This is a genomic window from Halorussus vallis, from assembly GCF_024138165.1.
Classification (GTDB): Archaea; Halobacteriota; Halobacteria; order Halobacteriales; family Haladaptataceae; genus Halorussus; species Halorussus vallis.
Genome location: NZ_CP100000.1, coordinates 2,161,257 through 2,177,515, shown reverse-complemented (window position 1 = coordinate 2,177,515; position 16,259 = coordinate 2,161,257). Strand labels below are relative to the sequence as shown.

The 16,259-nt window shown below is 67.3% G+C and carries 22 protein-coding genes and 1 pseudogene; 8 read left to right on the top strand and 15 right to left on the bottom strand.

Annotation, left to right across the window (positions count from 1 at the left end; all coding sequences use genetic code 11):
• Positions 1 to 15: 15 nt before the first annotated feature.
• Positions 16 to 576 (bottom strand): magnesium transporter, encoded by a 561-nt coding sequence (locus NGM07_RS11055; RefSeq protein ID WP_253511227.1) that lies wholly within the window; start codon positions 574 to 576, stop codon positions 16 to 18.
• Positions 577 to 1,155: a magnesium transporter gene (locus NGM07_RS11050; RefSeq protein WP_253511224.1), complete on the bottom strand. Its 579-nt coding sequence runs from the start codon at positions 1,153 to 1,155 to the stop codon at positions 577 to 579.
• Between the two features lie 159 nt (positions 1,156 to 1,314).
• Between NGM07_RS11050 and NGM07_RS11045 the strand changes: the two genes are divergently transcribed.
• Positions 1,315 to 1,830 carry a halocyanin domain-containing protein gene (locus NGM07_RS11045; RefSeq protein ID WP_253511221.1) on the top strand — a complete coding sequence of 172 codons (516 nt, stop codon included), beginning with the start codon at positions 1,315 to 1,317 and terminating at the stop codon, positions 1,828 to 1,830.
• A 57-nt stretch (positions 1,831 to 1,887) separates the two neighbouring features.
• Here NGM07_RS11045 and NGM07_RS11040 read toward each other — a convergent pair whose 3' ends face one another.
• Entirely contained in the window at positions 1,888 to 3,285 is a 1,398-nt protein-coding gene (locus tag NGM07_RS11040) for a signal recognition particle protein Srp54 (RefSeq protein ID WP_253511218.1), read from the bottom strand.
• Positions 3,286 to 3,585: 300 nt separating this feature from the next.
• Between NGM07_RS11040 and NGM07_RS11035 the strand changes: the two genes are divergently transcribed.
• Positions 3,586 to 3,795: a hypothetical protein gene (locus NGM07_RS11035; protein WP_253511216.1), complete on the top strand. Its 210-nt coding sequence runs from the start codon at positions 3,586 to 3,588 to the stop codon at positions 3,793 to 3,795.
• A gap of 180 nt (positions 3,796 to 3,975) precedes the next feature.
• Here NGM07_RS11035 and ftsY read toward each other — a convergent pair whose 3' ends face one another.
• From ftsY to thpR, 11 genes are all read right to left on the bottom strand, one after another.
• Positions 3,976 to 5,220: a signal recognition particle-docking protein FtsY gene (ftsY, locus tag NGM07_RS11030; protein ID WP_253511214.1), complete on the bottom strand. Its 1,245-nt coding sequence runs from the start codon at positions 5,218 to 5,220 to the stop codon at positions 3,976 to 3,978.
• A 6-nt stretch (positions 5,221 to 5,226) separates the two neighbouring features.
• Positions 5,227 to 5,694 carry a prefoldin subunit alpha gene (gene pfdA / locus NGM07_RS11025; protein ID WP_253520185.1) on the bottom strand — a complete coding sequence of 156 codons (468 nt, stop codon included), beginning with the start codon at positions 5,692 to 5,694 and terminating at the stop codon, positions 5,227 to 5,229.
• Positions 5,694 to 5,870: a 50S ribosomal protein L18Ae gene (gene rpl18a / locus NGM07_RS11020; protein ID WP_253511212.1), complete on the bottom strand. Its 177-nt coding sequence runs from the start codon at positions 5,868 to 5,870 to the stop codon at positions 5,694 to 5,696. The genes pfdA and rpl18a overlap by 1 nt, the downstream gene beginning before the upstream one ends.
• A 118-nt stretch (positions 5,871 to 5,988) precedes the next feature.
• Positions 5,989 to 6,231 (bottom strand): MarR family transcriptional regulator, encoded by a 243-nt coding sequence (locus tag NGM07_RS11015; RefSeq protein WP_253511209.1) that lies wholly within the window; start codon positions 6,229 to 6,231, stop codon positions 5,989 to 5,991.
• Complete coding sequence (locus NGM07_RS11010) at positions 6,228 to 6,689, bottom strand: arsenate-mycothiol transferase ArsC (RefSeq protein WP_253511206.1); 462 nt, start codon at positions 6,687 to 6,689, stop codon at positions 6,228 to 6,230. Before NGM07_RS11010 ends, NGM07_RS11015 begins: the two co-directional genes overlap by 4 nt.
• A complete protein-coding gene (locus NGM07_RS11005; protein ID WP_253511204.1) occupies positions 6,686 to 7,096 on the bottom strand; it encodes an ArsR/SmtB family transcription factor in 411 nt (136 codons plus the stop codon). Before NGM07_RS11005 ends, NGM07_RS11010 begins: the two co-directional genes overlap by 4 nt.
• A gap of 171 nt (positions 7,097 to 7,267) precedes the next feature.
• Positions 7,268 to 7,933, bottom strand: a complete 666-nt coding sequence (locus NGM07_RS11000; RefSeq protein WP_253511201.1) for a translation initiation factor IF-6 — start codon at positions 7,931 to 7,933, stop codon at positions 7,268 to 7,270.
• 4 nt (positions 7,934 to 7,937) lie between these two features.
• Positions 7,938 to 8,216, bottom strand: coding sequence for a 50S ribosomal protein L31e (locus NGM07_RS10995; protein WP_253511199.1), 279 nt, complete (start codon positions 8,214 to 8,216; stop codon positions 7,938 to 7,940).
• Complete coding sequence (locus NGM07_RS10990) at positions 8,216 to 8,368, bottom strand: 50S ribosomal protein L39e (protein WP_253511196.1); 153 nt, start codon at positions 8,366 to 8,368, stop codon at positions 8,216 to 8,218. Before NGM07_RS10990 ends, NGM07_RS10995 begins: the two co-directional genes overlap by 1 nt.
• A 60-nt stretch (positions 8,369 to 8,428) precedes the next feature.
• Positions 8,429 to 9,085, bottom strand: a complete 657-nt coding sequence (locus NGM07_RS10985) for an arsinothricin resistance N-acetyltransferase ArsN1 family B (RefSeq protein WP_253511195.1) — start codon at positions 9,083 to 9,085, stop codon at positions 8,429 to 8,431.
• Positions 9,082 to 9,639, bottom strand: coding sequence for an RNA 2',3'-cyclic phosphodiesterase (gene thpR, locus NGM07_RS10980; protein WP_253511193.1), 558 nt, complete (start codon positions 9,637 to 9,639; stop codon positions 9,082 to 9,084). Before thpR ends, NGM07_RS10985 begins: the two co-directional genes overlap by 4 nt.
• 605 nt (positions 9,640 to 10,244) lie before the next feature.
• On the opposite strand from thpR, the pseudogene NGM07_RS10975 reads away from it, so the two are divergent.
• Both NGM07_RS10975 and NGM07_RS10970 read left to right on the top strand, forming a co-directional pair.
• Positions 10,245 to 10,982 (top strand): annotated as a pseudogene (locus NGM07_RS10975) (tetratricopeptide repeat protein); the annotation flags it as partial.
• A gap of 14 nt (positions 10,983 to 10,996) precedes the next feature.
• Entirely contained in the window at positions 10,997 to 11,287 is a 291-nt protein-coding gene (locus NGM07_RS10970; RefSeq protein WP_253511188.1) for a DUF424 domain-containing protein, read from the top strand.
• A gap of 33 nt (positions 11,288 to 11,320) precedes the next feature.
• Here the strand turns inward: NGM07_RS10970 and NGM07_RS10965 are convergent, their stop codons facing one another.
• Entirely contained in the window at positions 11,321 to 11,539 is a 219-nt protein-coding gene (locus NGM07_RS10965; RefSeq protein ID WP_253511186.1) for a hypothetical protein, read from the bottom strand.
• 257 nt (positions 11,540 to 11,796) lie between these two features.
• Here NGM07_RS10965 and NGM07_RS10960 point away from each other — a divergent pair, with 257 nt between their 5' ends.
• The 4 genes from NGM07_RS10960 (at position 11,797) to NGM07_RS10945 (ending at position 16,227) form a co-directional block, all read left to right on the top strand.
• Positions 11,797 to 13,041: an aminotransferase class V-fold PLP-dependent enzyme gene (locus tag NGM07_RS10960; RefSeq protein ID WP_253511183.1), complete on the top strand. Its 1,245-nt coding sequence runs from the start codon at positions 11,797 to 11,799 to the stop codon at positions 13,039 to 13,041.
• A gap of 208 nt (positions 13,042 to 13,249) precedes the next feature.
• On the top strand, positions 13,250 to 13,882 hold the full coding sequence (locus NGM07_RS10955) for an HD domain-containing protein (protein ID WP_253511180.1): 633 nt from the start codon (positions 13,250 to 13,252) through the stop codon (positions 13,880 to 13,882).
• A 289-nt stretch (positions 13,883 to 14,171) separates the two neighbouring features.
• The gene (locus NGM07_RS10950) at positions 14,172 to 15,437 is read left to right on the top strand and encodes an MFS transporter (protein WP_253511177.1); all 1,266 of its coding nucleotides are present in this window, start codon (positions 14,172 to 14,174) and stop codon (positions 15,435 to 15,437) included.
• 343 nt (positions 15,438 to 15,780) lie between these two features.
• Positions 15,781 to 16,227: a hypothetical protein gene (locus NGM07_RS10945; protein ID WP_253511174.1), complete on the top strand. Its 447-nt coding sequence runs from the start codon at positions 15,781 to 15,783 to the stop codon at positions 16,225 to 16,227.
• The last annotated feature ends 32 nt before the right edge of the window (positions 16,228 to 16,259 follow it).

Here is a 16,259-nt window from a genome sequence, read left to right as displayed (position 1 = left end):
GCGCCCGTTAGCGAATTACGTTATCAGCAGTTGCACCACGACGAACAGCACCAGCACGCCGAGCACGTCGCAGGTGTTGGTCACGACCGGAATCACCACGTCGTCGGGGTCCAACTCGAACCGATAGGCGGCGTAGGTCGCCACGAGCGTCACGCCGATGGCGACCACCGCGAGGGCGGCCCCGCTGGCGAGCGCGACCAGCACGACCGTCGAGAGCGCGAGCTGCGTGCCGCCGACCGCGAGCGTGACGAGCCACGCGCCCGCGCCGACCACCGGGAACACCGTGAGCGCGAGCGCCACCGTCGCGACGGCGTTACCCGCCAGTTCCTCGTCGGTCGGGTCGAACGAGAGCGTCCCGAGGTGGAAGGCGGTCGAGAGTCGGGCGGCGAGGACGCTGCCGAGGTTCCCGGCGGTGCCGATGACGACCGGAACCAGCGTCAACAGCGCGGGATAGCGCAGCAGGGTCGCCTCGAAGCTCCCGAGGACAAGCCCGCTCACGATTTCGACGACCGTCAGCGCGAGCAACACCGGGAGCATCGCCCGCGTGATGGCCCGGACGGTCCACTCCGTCTGCATCTACGCACCTCCGGTCAGCGCCAGCACCAGTCGGACCGCGAGCAGCAGGAACGAGACGCCGAATACGTCGCCCGTGGTGGTCACCAGCGGGCCGACCAGCGTGTCGGGGTTGTGACCGCGCTCGAACCCCGCGAACACGACCGAGACGACCGCGACGGTTAGCGCGCCGCCCGACAGCAGGCCCGCGACCAGCGCGATGGCGAACAGCACCGGGAGCGGCGCGACGGGGTCGCCGAGCCACGAGAGGACGATGTAGGCGACCACCGCGGCGAAGAGGCTGGCGAGGATGCCGTTGCCCAGCGCGGCCGCCACCGCCGCCCGAACGCGCCTGTCGGGTCGCCACGTCGGTTCGACCAGCCCCTGGTGGAGGCCGCTGGAGAGCCGCGCACCGAGCGCGCCGTAGACGTTCCCGCGGGTCGCCAACAGCGCGGGAACGAGCACCAACAACCCCGGCACCGCCCGCAGTTCCGCGCGCATTCCGCTCAACACCACGCCCGCGAACAGCCCGCCGACGACGCTCGCCGTCAGCGCGGGGAGGGCTTCACGGTAGGCCTGTGCGGCGACCTCGCGAACGGACATCTACCGGACGATTGCGGCCCGCGCTCAAAAAACCGGCGTGTCCCGCCCGAGCGCCCTCGTCGGTTCGGTCGAACGCGCTCGCGGCTCCCCGGCCGATTCCCGCGTCCCGAGAATCGGAGGTAGCTCCATTTAGGGGCCCCGGCAAGAACCGTACGTACGATGGCTCTCGACGCCGACGCACTCGACCGACGGACCGTACTGAAACTGACGGGCGCGGCCGCGGTGACGACCGCGCTCGCGGGCTGTTCCGGCGACGGCGGGTCGGCGGGTTCCGACTCGAACGGCGGCGGAGACGGAGAAGACGGCGGAAACGGCGGCGGCGATGGCTCGACAGACTTCGGCGGGTGGTTCGACGGCGTCGGCAACTTCGACGGCGTGGTCGACCGAACCGGCTCCGACGAGGTCACCGTGAAGGTCGGCACGAGGGCCAACGGCGCGGCCTACGGCTTCGGCCCCGCGGCGGTGAAAGTTTCCCCGGGAACCACGGTCGTCTGGAAGTGGACCGGCGACGGTGGCAGCCACAACGTCGTCGCGAAAGGCGGCGGCTTCGAGAGCAAGTACCACACGAAGAGCGGCGCGACGTTCGAACACACCTTCGAGAGCGCCGGAACCTACGAGTACTACTGTCTGCCCCACAAGACGATGGGGATGAAGGGCGCTATCGTCGTCGAGTGACCGCGTCGGCGCGCGCCGACCGCAGGAATCGGAGACGGTCGCGACCGGGCGAGGCGACTATCCGAACGGGCCGCCTCCGCCGCCCATGCCGCCCATCCCGCCACCGCCACCGCCGCCCTGCATCTTCTTCATCATCCGCTCCATGTTGCCCTGACCCATCCCCTGGAACTGCTTGAGGGTCTGGGACATCATCTTGTGCTGTTCGAGCAGTTCGCGGACCCGCTCTTCGTCCGTGCCGCTCCCGCGGGCGATGCGTTCGACCTGGCTCGCGCCGATGGCTCGGGGGTGCTCCATCTCGGCCTCGGTCATCGAGTCCATGATGACCTCGAAGGTCCGCATCCGGTCCTGGGTGACGTCCATCGCGTCGTCTGGCAGTTCGTCCATCAGGCCGCCGCCCAGTCCGGGAATCATGTCCATCACCTGGTCGAGCGGCCCCATGTTGTTCATCGCCTGCATCTGGCGGCGCATGTCCTTCAGGGTGAACTCGCCCTTCAGCATGTCCTCGGGGTCCCAGTCCTCGTCGTCCTCCTGGGTTTCCTGCATCGCGCGCTCGACGCGCTCCTGAAGCTGTTTCAGGTCGCCCATGCCGAGCAGTCGCGAGATGAATCCGGAGGGCTCGAACCGTTCGATGTCCTTGACGGTCTCGCCGGTCCCGAGGAACGCGATGGACGAGTCGGTTTCGTTGACCGCGGTCAGCGCGCCGCCACCCTTCGCCGTCCCGTCGAGTTTCGTGATGACGACGCCGTCGATGCCGATGGAGTCCTCGAACTGGCGGGCCTGGTCCTTCGCGCCCTGGCCGATGGCGGCGTCGAGCACGAGCAGCGAGATGTCGGGTTGGACGGCGTCTTCGATTTCCTCGATCTCGTCGATGAGGTCGTCTTCGAGCGCGTGGCGACCGGCGGTGTCGACGATGTGCACGTCGGCCTCATCGGTCGCTTCGAGGCCGTCGCGGGCGATCTGGACGGGGTCCTCGCCGTCGGGGTCGCCGTAGAAGTCGACCTCGGCACGCTCGGTCATCTCCTTGGCCTGGTCGTAGGCGCCGGGCCGGAAGGTGTCGGTCTGGATGACCGCCGGGCGCAGTCCTTTCTTGGCGAACCACCCCGCCATCTTCGCGGACGTGGTGGTCTTACCGGACCCCTGGAGGCCGGCGAGCAGGATGGTGTGGTCCTCCAGCGGAATCTCGGTGGAGTCGCCGACCAGGTCGACCATCTCCTCGTAGACGATGCGTAGCACGTGGTCGCGCGCCGAGGTGCCCGCGGGCGACTCCTCTTCGAGCGCGCGGGTCTTGATGGACTCCGAGAGGTCCATCACCATGCCGACTTCGACGTCGGCCTGGAGCAGCGACCGCTGTATCTCTTTGACGACCTCCTCCACGTCCTCCTCGGTCACGCGGGTCTGCCCGCTGAGTTTGCCGAGGGTACCGCGGAGGGAGGTTCCCAGATCGTCGAGTACCATTGTTACGGTGAAGTAGGCCGCGTAGTCGTTAAAGGCTTTTTCTCGTACGGCCGCGTGCGAGGTTCGAATCGCGGTTTCGGAAACACCCCCTTCCGAAGCCGCCGTCCCGAACTTCGGCACTAGCCGAACTTCAGTTCGACACGTGTCGGCGTCTCGCCGCCGTTAACGTCCGATTCCGCTCGAACCGGCCGATACACTTATTGTATTCCCTTGGAAAGTCCCGCTCGTCCCCGAATTCAATGCATGGCACGCGACTTAAATAACAAAAATGGCACTGCGGCAGCGAACGGTGAACAGGAGGTGCCCGGCGAGCCCCGGCCGCGAGCGCACTCGGGGTTGGCGGGCGAACTGGCGGCCGACGCCTACAACATCGTCGTGGCGCTGGTCTTCCTCGCGCTCTCCTACTGGCTCCTCTTCCGGAACCTCCCCGTCGAGTGGTTCACGCTCGGGCTGGTCGCGTCGGCCCTCATCGCGGTCAACGTCCTCGTGGCGGTCTACGGCCGCTACTGACCGGCTCACTTCTCCGCGTCCGCTCGACTCCCGACCGTCCTCCCTCCGTATTTCCGCGTCGTCGATTTCTCCCGGCTCCCGTCCGCCGGACCGCTGGATGCTCTCCGCATCGACTCGTCACGCTCGTGAGCATCGGGAAGCCTCGAACGAAAAACGGCAGGGGTAACCGACGCGCGGCGGTCACTCCTCGTCGGCAAGCAGGTCGTCGACGAGCGCCTCGGGGTCGAACTGCTGGATGTCGTCGTAGCCCTGGCCGACGCCCAGGAAGAGGATGGGCTTGCCGGTCACGTGGGCGATGGAGATGGCCGCGCCGCCCTGCGAGTCGGCGTCGGCCTTCGTCAGAACCGCACCGTCGATTTCGGCGGCCTCGTTGAACTGCTTGGCCCGCTGGACCGCGTCCTGGCCCGCGACCGCCTCGTCGACGAAGAGGGTCATGTCGGGGTCGACCACGCGGCCGATCTTCTCCAACTGGTCCATCAGGCCCTCGTTGGTGTGAAGCCGACCCGCGGTGTCGCCCAGTACGACGTCGACGTCGTGGGACTTGGCGTACTCCACGGCGTCGTAGATGACCGCCGCGGGGTCGCCGCCCTGCTCGTGGGTGATGAGCTTCGTGCCGAGGTTGTCGGCGTGTTCCTGGATCTGCTCGTTGGCACCCGCCCGGTAGGTGTCGCCGTTGGCCATCACCGTCGAGAGGCCCTGTTCCTCGAAGTACCGCGAGAGCTTCGCGATGGACGTCGTCTTCCCGACGCCGTTGACGCCGGTGAAGATGATGGTCACCGGCTTGTCGGCCTGTCGGATTCGCTCGTCGAAGTCGAACTGGCCGACCGAGATGACCTGCAACAGCGAGTCGGCAAGCGCCTCCTGGACCACATCGCCGGTTTCGGAGCTGAACGACCGGGTCGCGCCAATGAGGTCCTCGCGGATGTTCTCTAGAATCTCCTTGGCGACGTTCATCTCGACGTCGCTCTCCAGCAGCGCCATCTCCAGTTCCCAGAGCGGGTCTTCGAGGTCCTGTTCCTCGATGACGATCTGACCCTTGGCGAACGAGGTCGCCTTCTTCATGAAGCTCCCGCCGGACGACTCGGAGTCCGACGACGCGTCGTCGGACTCCGGTTCGGGCTCCGTCTCCGGCTCGTCCTGCGTCTCCGTCTCCGGTTCGGGTTCCGATTCGGGTTCGGTCGCCGGTTCGACGCTCGACGTCGCGACCGCGGCGTCGGACGTCTCGGCGGTGTCGGACCCGGTGGTCCCGGCGGTTTCGGCGTCGGTCGCCGCGGCGTCGGCGCTCGCCTCGGTTTCCGCGTCGGCCCCGGATTCGGCCGCCGCGTCCGCTTCGGCCTCGGCCTCGGCTTCCTCCGCTTTCTCCTCGGTCGTCTCCTCGACGTTCTTGCGGAAACTCCCGAGCTTATCCTTCAGACTGTCGAACATCGCCGGTTACTCGTCCTCGTCGTTCTGCCCCTGCTGTCCCTGCATCTGCTGCATCTGCTGTTGCATCTGTTGCTGCTGGAGCTGCTGGGCCTTCTGTTCGAGCTGGGAGCTCTCCTGCTCGAGTTCGCCCACGTCGTCCTGGAGTTCGGAGATGCGCTGGTCGACGTTGTCCTGCTTGCTCTGGAGCGTCTCGACCGCGTCGTCCTGCTCGTGTTCCGCGGCGTAGCCGCCGCCGAGTTCCACGACGAGTTCGTCGATGTCCTGAACCTTCGCACGGATGTGCGCGCCGCCGCCGAGGGGCACCTGGACGACCGAGCCGGTTTCGAGCGCCTCGATGGTGTCGATGGCGTCGCCCATCTCCTGCTTCTCGTTTCGGAGTTCTTCGATTTCGCCTTCGAGTTCCTGCTTCTCCTCGTCGAGCTGCTGGAGCTGCTGGGAGAGCTCCTGAAGTTCGGGGTTGCCGCCGCCACCCATCATCGCGCTTCGACCTCCTCGACCTCGAGCTGGGTACGCTTGAGCCCGTGGCGTCCGCCGAAGTTGGCGTAGGCGTGTTCGCGCGCGACGTTCTCGTTCTCGGCCTCGACGCTGGTTTCGAAGTTCCGCCAGCCGTCCCGGTCCTGGTAGCGACCGCGAACAGTAAACTCACTCATGCGTGAAGGTGGGGTTCCCGGAGGGAAGAATCTTCCTACTCGGAAACGGCGTGACGGAACTCGCGTCGGCGGCTCCCGCTCGCGGCGCGCGTCGACCCGAAACCGTCGACCCACCGGCTCAGTCGCGGAGTTCGTACACCTTCCGCCGGGCGTCGCTCGGGTCCCGATACGCCTCCACCGCCTCGCACCGGACGAGCGCCTCGGCGCCCGCGCGAATCGCGTCCCGCGACAACCCCGCGGCGTCGACCAGTTCAGACTGGGTCCGCGGCCCGCCGTACTCCAGCAGTTTGTAGACCAACTTGGCGCTCGGCGAACACCCCGCGACGCAGTCCAGCGTCTCCTCCGCCGGTTCGGCGCTCATGGTTCGGCGTCGCGCTCGCTCTCGCCCTCCGACCCACGCTCGGCCTCCAGTTCGTCGAACAGCGCCGCCACCCGCGACTCGATTTCGTCCCGAATCGCGCGCACCGCGTCGAGGTCCTTCCCGTCGGGGTCGTCGAGGCCCCAGTCGCGGTTCTCGCCCGACCACGTCGCGGGACAGACGTCCTTGGCCGAACAGCCCATCGTGACGACGTAGTCGCAGTCCTGCAACTCCTCGAAGGTCACCTCTCGCGGGGTCTGCTCCGAGAGGTCGATTCCCTCCTCGGCCATCACCTCGACGACCTCCTCGTGGACGTGGTCGGCGGGGTCGGTGCCACCGGTGACGATGTCGAGCCAGTCGAGGCCGCGCTCGCGCACCTCGCGCTCCGCGAACGCGGTCGCCATCTGGCTTCGCCCCGCGTTCTGGACGCAGACGAACGCGACTCCGACGCGCTCGCTCATCGTTCGACCTCCGCACTCACTGCGCCATCCCCGAGCGCGCCGAGCAGCGCCTCGGCGCGCTCGGTCGCGCCGTAGTAGCGCCACTTGCCCTGCTTGCGCCGCGAGACGAGTCCCGCGTCGGTTAGCTCCGAGAGCGCGTGACTCACCGCGCTGTCGCTCACGTCGAGCAGCGGGGTCAACTCGCAGACGCAGAGGTCCTCCTCGGCGGCCGCGAGCAGTTGGACGATTCGGTACCGGGTGTCGCTCGCCAGCGCCGAGAGCACGCGAACCCGGTCGGGAATCGCGTCGGGGTCGGTTTCGCCGTCGAGCGCCCGCAGGTCGTCGAGGTGGGCTTCGAGGTCGGCGTCGCAGCAGTCGCCGACCTCGTCGGCGACCAGCCGCCGGAGTCGGTCGTTGGCTTGTGCCATTGGAAGAACGGTTGAACAAGTATTCAGATAAACGTTGCGAGTGCCGCCGCGGCGGCACTCGCAACGCTCGAACGGGAGACGGAGGACGAGTGAGCGAGAGACTGAAGATGGAAACGCGAAAGTGACGAAAACGAGGGAAGTGACGAAAACGCGAGAAGGCGAGGCGAGAACTCAGTCGATGTAGCCGAGCGCGTCTTCGATGCGGCCCATCTCGGGACCGGTCGTGTCCTGGCCGACCACGTAGTCGTTCTCGTTGGCGAGCAGGCCCGACCCGACCAGCGGCGCGCCGTAGTTGATGGTGCCGATGTCGGCGGGCACGCCCAGCACGTCCTCCAGCGTGTCGAGTTGGTCGTCGGTCGCCTTCGGGTGACAGAGCACGCCGCGGTTGGTCGCCACCGCGGCGGTGCCGACCGTGCGGACGTCGGCGAGTTCGCCGCGTTCGACCTCCACGTCGAGCGCGTCCTTGACGGCCCGAATCGCCTCCCGGGGCAGGTCGGGGTGGACGTACGCGCCCTGGTCGTTGGCGAGGACGACGTTGCCCGCGGCGTTGATCTTGCCGGGGAGTTCCACCACGGGCGCGTCGATGGCCTCGGCGATGCGGTCGCGCTCGCGGTCGGTCGCGCGGCCGCTCACCAGTAGGCCGTTCTCGTTGCCCACGGCGAGCGCGCCGACCGTCGACGAACCGCCGACCGTGGTTTCGACGGTTTCGACGCCGAGTTCCTCGCCGAGGTCGGCGACGAGGTCGCCTTCGACGTCGGGACGGACGAGGAGATACTCGTCAGTCGCTCGCGCGAAGACGCCGACGTACGACGACCCGAAAAAGGCGGCGCGGAACAAAGCTCTACTCGGCGTGTTCCGCTTCGACTATCGTCTCGCCCTCTTCCTCGAAGCGCGCGGCGCGGACGCGAAGCTTGCTCGGGGGCTTCTTGCGGCCGCGCGACCAGATGGCCTCGTTGATGGAGGGGTCGAGTCGGACCTCTTCGCCCTCTACCTTGAAGTGCTGGGCGAGGTGGTCGCGGACGAGCGACATCGCCTTGTCGGCGCGCTTGTGCTTCGCTTCGGCCTTGGCGTCCCGGAGCGGCACGGTCATGACACGCTCCTCGAAGTCGTTGGCGCTCATTATTCGTCAGTGTCGTTGCGGCGCCAGTTGCGGCGCTTGGGGTTTCGCATCGTCTCGCGGTCGGTCTTCATGATGACCCACGCGGGGACGCGGCTGTTCTGCCGGTCGAGTTTCGAGAGGCGCTTTTTCTTCGCCTTCGACTTCTTGCTCATGGTACCACGTTCTTCCCCGCCGTGGCTTAAAATCGTGTTGCTTTGGGGCCGGCCGCTCGTTCAGCGTCCGAGGGCCGCCTCGCCCGCCGACAGCGCGCTTTCGAACTGCTCGCTCTCGCCCACTTCGACTTCTGCCAGACTCCGCGGGTCGCCGGGGTCGTCGGGCCTATCGCGCAACCGCTTCTGCCACCACCCGACGTCGCGCCACGCTCCGCGCTTGTACCCGACCGACTCGTAGACGCCGACCGGTTCGAAGCCGAACGACTCGTGGAGCGCCACGCTTGCGTCGTTCGGCAGGGCGATGCCGGCGTAGGCGTTCACGAACCCCTGCAACCGGAGGAGCGCGAACAGCGACTCGTAGAGGCCGCGGGCGATCCCCGCCCGCCGGTGGTTCTTGGCGACGTAAACGGAGACGTCCACCGACCACCGGTAGGCCGGCCGCTTGCGGTGCCGACCGGCGTAGGCGTAGCCCGCGACTTCGGAGTCCCTGTCGTCGTCGTCGTTTTCGTCGCCGCCTCCCCGCTCACAGACCAGCCAGGGGTACTCGGGCAGGGTGTCGGCGATTCGCTCGCGCATCTCGGCTTCGGTCGGCGGTTCTTCCTCGAAGGAGATGGCCGAGTCGGTGACCGCCGGCGCGTAGATGTCCCGAATGGTGGGCGCGTCGCGCTCCTCTGCAAGGCGGATTCGGACGCTAGACGGCGACTCGGCGGCGGTCATTCGAGCGCGAACGATTCGAGCGTCGAGTACTCCGGTCCCTCCTCGGTCAGCACGCTCTCGGTCAGGTGGATCTCGGACACCTCGACGGTGCCGACGGTCGGTTCCAGCTCCTCGACGTTGTCCTGGACCAGTTCCTTACCGCCCGCGTGCTCCATCCGGGCGAGCGTGACGTGGGGCGTGAAGTCGTGGTCCTCGGGGTCGAAGCCGAGTCGCGTCACCTCGCGCTCGATGGCCTCGTGGAGGGCGGTCATCTCCTCGGTGCCGTCGGTGACTCCGAGCCAGACGACGCTGATGTAGCTGATGTCCGGGAAGACGCCCAGACCCTCGTAGGTCGCCTCGAAGGGGCCGACGTCGGCCTTGCCGACCGCGCGCCGGACGGCGTTCTTGACCCGCGGAAGTTCGCCGTCGGTCACGTCGCCGAGGAACTTGAGCGTGACGTGGACCTGGCCGGGGTCGGTGAAGTTCAGGCCGGAGGCGTCGGCGAACTCCTCCTGAATAGCCGCGACTTTCTCCGCGAGGTCGTCGGGCAGGTCGACGCTGACGAACAGTCGCATGCGTACGATGTTGACGGGTTCCGGCTTGAAGGTAGGTGGTCGCGCTACGTTGTGAGGTTAATCTCGGTTCGCGTCGGAGCAAGTGGCTGAGACGACTCCGCACTTGCGACGATTAAAGCGCAAATGAAGCTAGCTAATCGCGATACAAATGAGAACCCGCACCGCGACAGCACCGCAGCCACACGCCTCCCCAACCGACTCCCTCGCACGGTCGCACCCTGACGGGTGCGACTTCGCGCGCCGCGGCGGCTGTGAAGAAGCGCGAAACTGGATTTGGTGACGGCGCGCGGAAACGCGGCGCGGAGCGCCGCGTTCGCGCGAGGGACGCCTGAGCGCCCGAAAGGGCGTGAAGGAGTCGGCTGGGGAGGGTGTGGCTTGCGGTGGCGGTGCGGTTGCTCATTTGTATCGTGTGAGTAGCGGTCTGCGCTGCTGTCGTTCTGCCGTCGCGGCCGCGGTCACAGTCGTTGTCGCATTGCGGTTCTCCGGTCGCCGCATCTCACATTCCGTACCGACTGAAAAGCCACGACTCTACCACGCCCGAGAACACCGCGTAGACGAACCGATGGCGCAGGTCTTAACCCCGCTGAATCCCAAATCCGTCCCACATGACCGACCCGAAGGACGAGGACCGTCCCCACCGCTTCTCGGAGGGCGACGGTTTCGACGACCCCTACGAGGAGTTCGACCTCGACCCGCCCGAACTCGACGTCGACCCCGACAAGGTCGACCCCGTCGACTCGCGGGTCGTCGCCGACCTGCTCGACGAGCAGAACGTCTCGAACGACGCCGTCGACGCCGAGGAACTGCTCGACGTGGGGCTGAACTACATGAGCATCAACCGCTACGAGCAGGCCGCCGACACCTTCGAGCGGACCGCCTACTTCGCCGACGAGGGGAGCAAACTCGAACAGGAGGCCTGGGTGAACAAGGGCGCGGCCCACTCCCAACTCGAAGAGTGGGACGAGGCCATCGGCGCGTACCAGGAAGGGCTTCGTATCGACGACGATAGCGAGCACGCCGCCACCGCCGAGACCAACCTCGCCTACGCGCTCTGGGAGTCCGGCCGGAGCGAACAGGCGCTCGAACATGCCGAACGCGCCGTCGAGATAGACGAGCGCTTCGCCGAAGCGTGGTTCAACCGCGGGTTCTTCCTGCTGGAGCGGGGCCTCTCGGAGGACGCGCTCAACAGCATCGACAACGCGATTCGACTCGGCCTGCGCAACGCCCAGGTGCTCGAAGAGAAGGCCCGCGCGCTCGAAGAGGTCGGCGAGTACGACGAGGCCGAGGAGGTCGCCGAGGAGGCCGAACGGATGCGCGAGGCCGCCGAGGAGGAACTCGTCCAACAGCACGGGAATCGATGATACTCAACGAACGCCAGACCGACGAGGGGTTGCTCGTGGCAGTCTGCGACGACGACGTGCTCGGCGAGACGTTCGAGGAGGGCGCCATCTCGCTGACGGTCACCGAGGAGTTCTACGGCGGCGAGTCCGTCGACGAGAGCGCGGTCGCCGACAGCCTCGCCCGGGCGTCGGTCGCAAACATCGTCGGCACCGAGGCGGTCGACCTCGCGGTTCGCGAGGGATTCGTCGACGAGGCGAACGTCCTCGACGTCGAGTCGACGCGCCACGCCCAGTTCCTCCGGATGTAGGCGTCGGGCGAGTTCGAAGCCTGGCTCCGGCTCTCAGTTCTCGCGGTCCGTCTCGTCGCTCTCGGAGCCGTCGCCCTCCCCGAGCATCGGCAGGTTCACGACGATGAGGCTCAGCATCGAGACGCCCACGATTCCGACGCCGACCGGCGCGAGTCCGGTGTCGTAGACGAACGCCGCGACGGCGTGGAACGCCCCGACGAACGCCAGTCCGAGCAGGAGGAGACTCGCGGCGAGTCGGCGTTTCGAGACCATACCGCCCGAAAGGGGCCCAGGCTCTTAACGACGTTCCCGGCCCGCGCCGACCGCGGCCCGCGGTCGGCGCGGGCCTCGCGTTTCGAGGTTCGAGGAGGAATCACCCGGGCGGAGTTACCCGGTCCGTCGCGGCGCTTCAACCTAGCACCTCGACGCGGCGTCTCGGCACGGTGCCGAGGCGCCGCGTAACCACTCGCGGTTACGCGAGGGCGCTCGGACCGAAGGAATGTTCATCCTTCGACTCTTAGGTCGGCCTAATGGGAATTCAGAAATCGGACGCGCTCGACGTCGAGCGCATACGGGAGGACTTCCCCGTGCTCCAGCGGGAGTTCGACGGCCAACAGGTCGTCTACCTCGACAACGCCGCGACGACCCAGACCCCCAAGCGGGTCGTCGAGGCCATCAGCGAGTACTACTACGAGTACAACGCCAACGTCCACCGGGGCATCCACCAGTTGAGCCAGGAGGCCTCCATCGCCTACGAGGAGGCCCACGACACCATCGCCGACTTCGTCGGCGCCGACGGCCGCGAGGAGATGGTGTTCACGAAGAACACCACCGAGGCCGAGAACCTGGTCGCCTACTCGTGGGGCCTGAACGAACTCGGTCCCGGCGACGAGGTCGTCCTCACCGAGATGGAGCACCACGCCTCGCTGGTCACCTGGCAGCAGACGGCCAAGAAGACCGGCGCGGACGTGAAGTACATCCCCGTCACCGACGAGGGCCACCTCGACATGGAGGCCGCGAAGGAACTGATCACCGACGACACGAAACTGGTGAGCGCGGTCCACGTCTCGAACTCGCTGGGCACCGTCAACCCCATCGCCGAACTGGCCGACATCGCCCACGACCACGACGCGCTCATCTTCGGCGACGGCGCGCAGGCGGTGCCGAACCGCCCCGTGGACGTGAAGGACCTCGACGTCGACTTCTACGCCTTCTCTGGCCACAAGATGGCCGGCCCGACCGGCATCGGCGGCCTCTACGGTAAGGAGGAGATTCTCGAGGAGATGGAGCCGTACCTCTACGGCGGCGACATGATTCGGAAGGTCACCTACGAGGAGTCGACCTGGAACGACCTGCCGTGGAAGTTCGAGGCCGGCACGCCCTCCATCGCACAAGGAATCGCGTTCGCCGAGGCCGCAGACTACACCGACGACATCGGACTGGACAAAATCCAGCGCCACGAGGAGGCTCTGACCGAGTACGCCCTCGACCGCCTGGCCGAGTTCGGCGACATCGAAATCTACGGTCCCACCGACCCCACCGAGCGCGGCGGCCTGGTCGGATTCAACCTCGACGGCGTCCACGCCCACGACCTCGCGTCCATCCTCAACGACCACGCGGTCGCCATCCGGGCGGGCGACCACTGCACCCAGCCGCTCCACGACAAACTCGGCGTCGCGGCGTCGGCCCGCGCGTCGTTTTACCTCTACAACACGACCGACGAAATCGACGCGCTCGTCGAGGGTCTGGACGACGCTCGGCAGATTTTCGCCTGAGCGCGTTCTCGGGCGTATCTTCACTTCGTCGTGGTCTTTACCCCGTTCCGTATCGCTGTGAGTTAGACGAGGAGACGGGGCAGCTAGCTACTCCCGATGACGATGAGTAACCGCAAGCCAGCGCACGCCGTGACCCGAATCTGCTTCCGTCGCTTACCACCACTCGACCTCCGACACGCTTTTGACAGTTTCGCCGGTCGGCTCTCCCATGCAAGACGAAGTCCGAGAGCGCGCCCGGACGTACTTCGGAGGAGTTTCGCCGGCCCACGACTGGCAGCACGTCCGGCGGGTCGCCCGCCTCGCCGAGACGCTGGCGGCCGACTGCGACGACCCGGTCGACGAGAACGTGCTGTTCGCGGTGGTCTGGCTCCACGACGTCGGCCGAGGGAAGGAAGACCGCGGCGAAATCGCGGACCACGCCGAGTGGGGCGCGAGCGAGGCGGCCGAGATTCTGGCTGACCTCGGCGCGAACGCCGAAACCATCGAGGCGGTCCGACACTGCATCCGCGCCCACCGCTACTCGAACGACGTCGAACCCCGGACGCTCGAAGCGAAACTCCTCTCGGACGCCGACAACCTGGACGCGCTGGGCGCGGTCGGCGTCGCCCGGTGTTTCGCCTACGGCGGCGAACTCTGCTCGCCGATGCACGACCCCGACCTACCGCCGGCCGCCGACGACTCCGCGGCCGGCGCGACCCAGTTTAACCACATTCACAAGAAGCTACTTGACCTCCCCGACCGGATGTACACCGACGTGGGCCGCGAACTCGCGGCAGGGCGGGCCGAGTACGTCCGCGAGTTCGCCGACCGCTTCGAGCGAGAGGTCGCGGGCGACGCCTGACGAGACGTTCCTGCCGCCGAACAGTTACGACGGTTCGGCCTCTCTTTCGACCCGATGTCCGCGCAAGCGTCTCCCTGGTACGGTTGGCTCCTCGCCGTCGGCGTCCTCCTCGCCCTCGTTGCGACCGTGGCAGTACTGCTGTACCTCTACGTCCGGGCGTTTCGGGGCTGACCGAGCCGGTTTGCGTCGTCATATTATAAACATCTCAACAGAAACGACGTTCGCTTCGCTCGCCGACAGAAGTGTATTTCTGCGAACACCTTTTTGACGGGAACTCCTTCCGTCCTCCATGAAATCGGTACTCCGTAACCCCACCTTCCGTCGGCTGTTCGCCGGCCGCCTCGTCACGAACGCGGGCGACAGCCTCTACTACGTCGCGGCGATGTGGCTGGTGCTCGAACTCGGCGGGTCGTCGTTCTACACCGGACTGGCGGGTGCGCTGGTGCTCGCTCCGCAGGCGCTCCAGTTTCTGGCCGGCCCGCTTGTCGACCGCTGGCAAATCGGCCGGACGCTCGTCGCCTCCCAGATAGTCCAGGCCCTGCTGGTGTTGGTCGTCCCGCTCGCGTGGCTGACCGGCCACCTCACGGTCGGACTCGTGCTGGTCGTGATGCCGGTGCTCTCGCTGGCCAACCAGTTCGTCTATCCGGCCGAGACCGCCGCGCTTCCCCGAATCGTCGACGACGACGAACTCGTCGACGCCAACTCGGCGTTCTCGTTCGCCTACCAGGGTGTCGACCTCGCGTTCAACGCCGCGGGCGGCGTGCTGGTCGCGGTGGTCGGCGCGGTCGCCATTTACGCCATCGACTCGGTGACGTTCGCCGCCGCGGCCGGACTGTTCGCGCTTGCGGGGGTCCCGGAGGCCGACCGCGCCGAGCGAGACGAAGACGCCGCGGCGCTGGCCGACTATCTCGCGAAACTCCGCGAGGGCGTCGACTACGTCCGCGGGACCATCCTCGTCCCCGTGATGGCCGGGTCGGTCGTCGTCAACTTCACCATCGGGGCCGCGATGGCGGTCCTGCCGGCGTTCGCCGAGGCCCGCGGCGGTGCCGAAACCTACGGCCTCCTGCTGGCGGCCGTGACGGGCGGCATCCTGGTCGGGGCGCTGGTCGCCTCGCCGATGAAGCGCTACTCGCTGTTCGCGCTCTCGACGGTCGGGTTCGGAATCGGCGGGTCGCTCTGGCTGGCCGCGCTGGCGAGTCCGTGGACGCTCGGCACCGCCGCGCTGTTCTTCTTCGCGTGGATTCCCGTCGGCGTCACGAACGTCGTCTTCGCGGCGTTCAAGCAGTCGGTCGTCCCGGACGACTTGCTCGGGCGGGTGTCGTCGGTCGGGATGAGCGTCTCGACCGCTGCGGCGCCGTTCGGGTCGTTGCTCGGCGGCGCGGCCGGGGACCTCTGGTCGCCCACCGCCGTGGTCGCCGCCGCAGGTGTCGGGTTCCTGTTCGTGACGGCCTTCTGGTTGGCCCACCCGCTCCTCCGGGGCGTCCCGTCGGTCGAGGAGATCGACCCCGCGAAGTACGGGCTGGCGACCGAGCGGTCGGAGAACGCGGCGACCTGACGCGACGCGCGTCTCCACCGTCGACTCGGCGCGCACGGGTTGATCGCGGCCTCGTGCCGCGACCATCCTGCGCGAGGGATGACTGAGCGTCACGGAGGGACGCGAAGGAATCGGTTGGGGAGGTCTGTGGCCGAGGCGGTTGCGGTGCGGGTACTCGCTTGCATCGTGTGAGTCGCGGTATTGTCGACTGTGTGGTGCTGCCGGCCGTAGCGGTACTGTCGACTGCGTGGTGCTGTTGACCGTGGCGCTGCTGTCTGTCGGTTCCAGTTACATCGGTGATGGTGTCGTCTCTCACGGGACTGAATCAACCCGCTTTATACCGCCGCCGTCCGCACAGCCGCGCATGGTAGATTGGACTCTCGCGGTCGCGATGAGTGCCCACGTCCTGATGGCCGTCCTCTGGACCGGCGGCTACCTCGTCACCGCGATGCTCGTCATCCCGGCGGCGCGGCGCAACGACAACCCCGAGTTCGCGCTCGACGTGCTCGACTCGCTGAAGTGGTTCGCCTTCAGCGGTATCTTGGTGATGGGCGCGTCCGGCGGCGCGGCGCTGTGGCGACTCTACGACAACGAACTCCCGCCGGGCGACCGCGGCACCGCCATCGTCGCCATGATGACGCTGTACGGCCTGTTCGCGCTCACCAGCCTCTGGGCGTGGTGGGAGACGAAGAACGCCCGGAACGCGACCCTCGCGGAACTGCCGACCCGGCTCAAGATGGCGTTCCGGACGAGTTCGCTGGTCGCACTCCTGCTGGTGCTCGACGCCGCACTCATCGGCTACGTCGTCTGAGTTCGTCCCGTCTTTCGTCCGTCTCCGCCGCG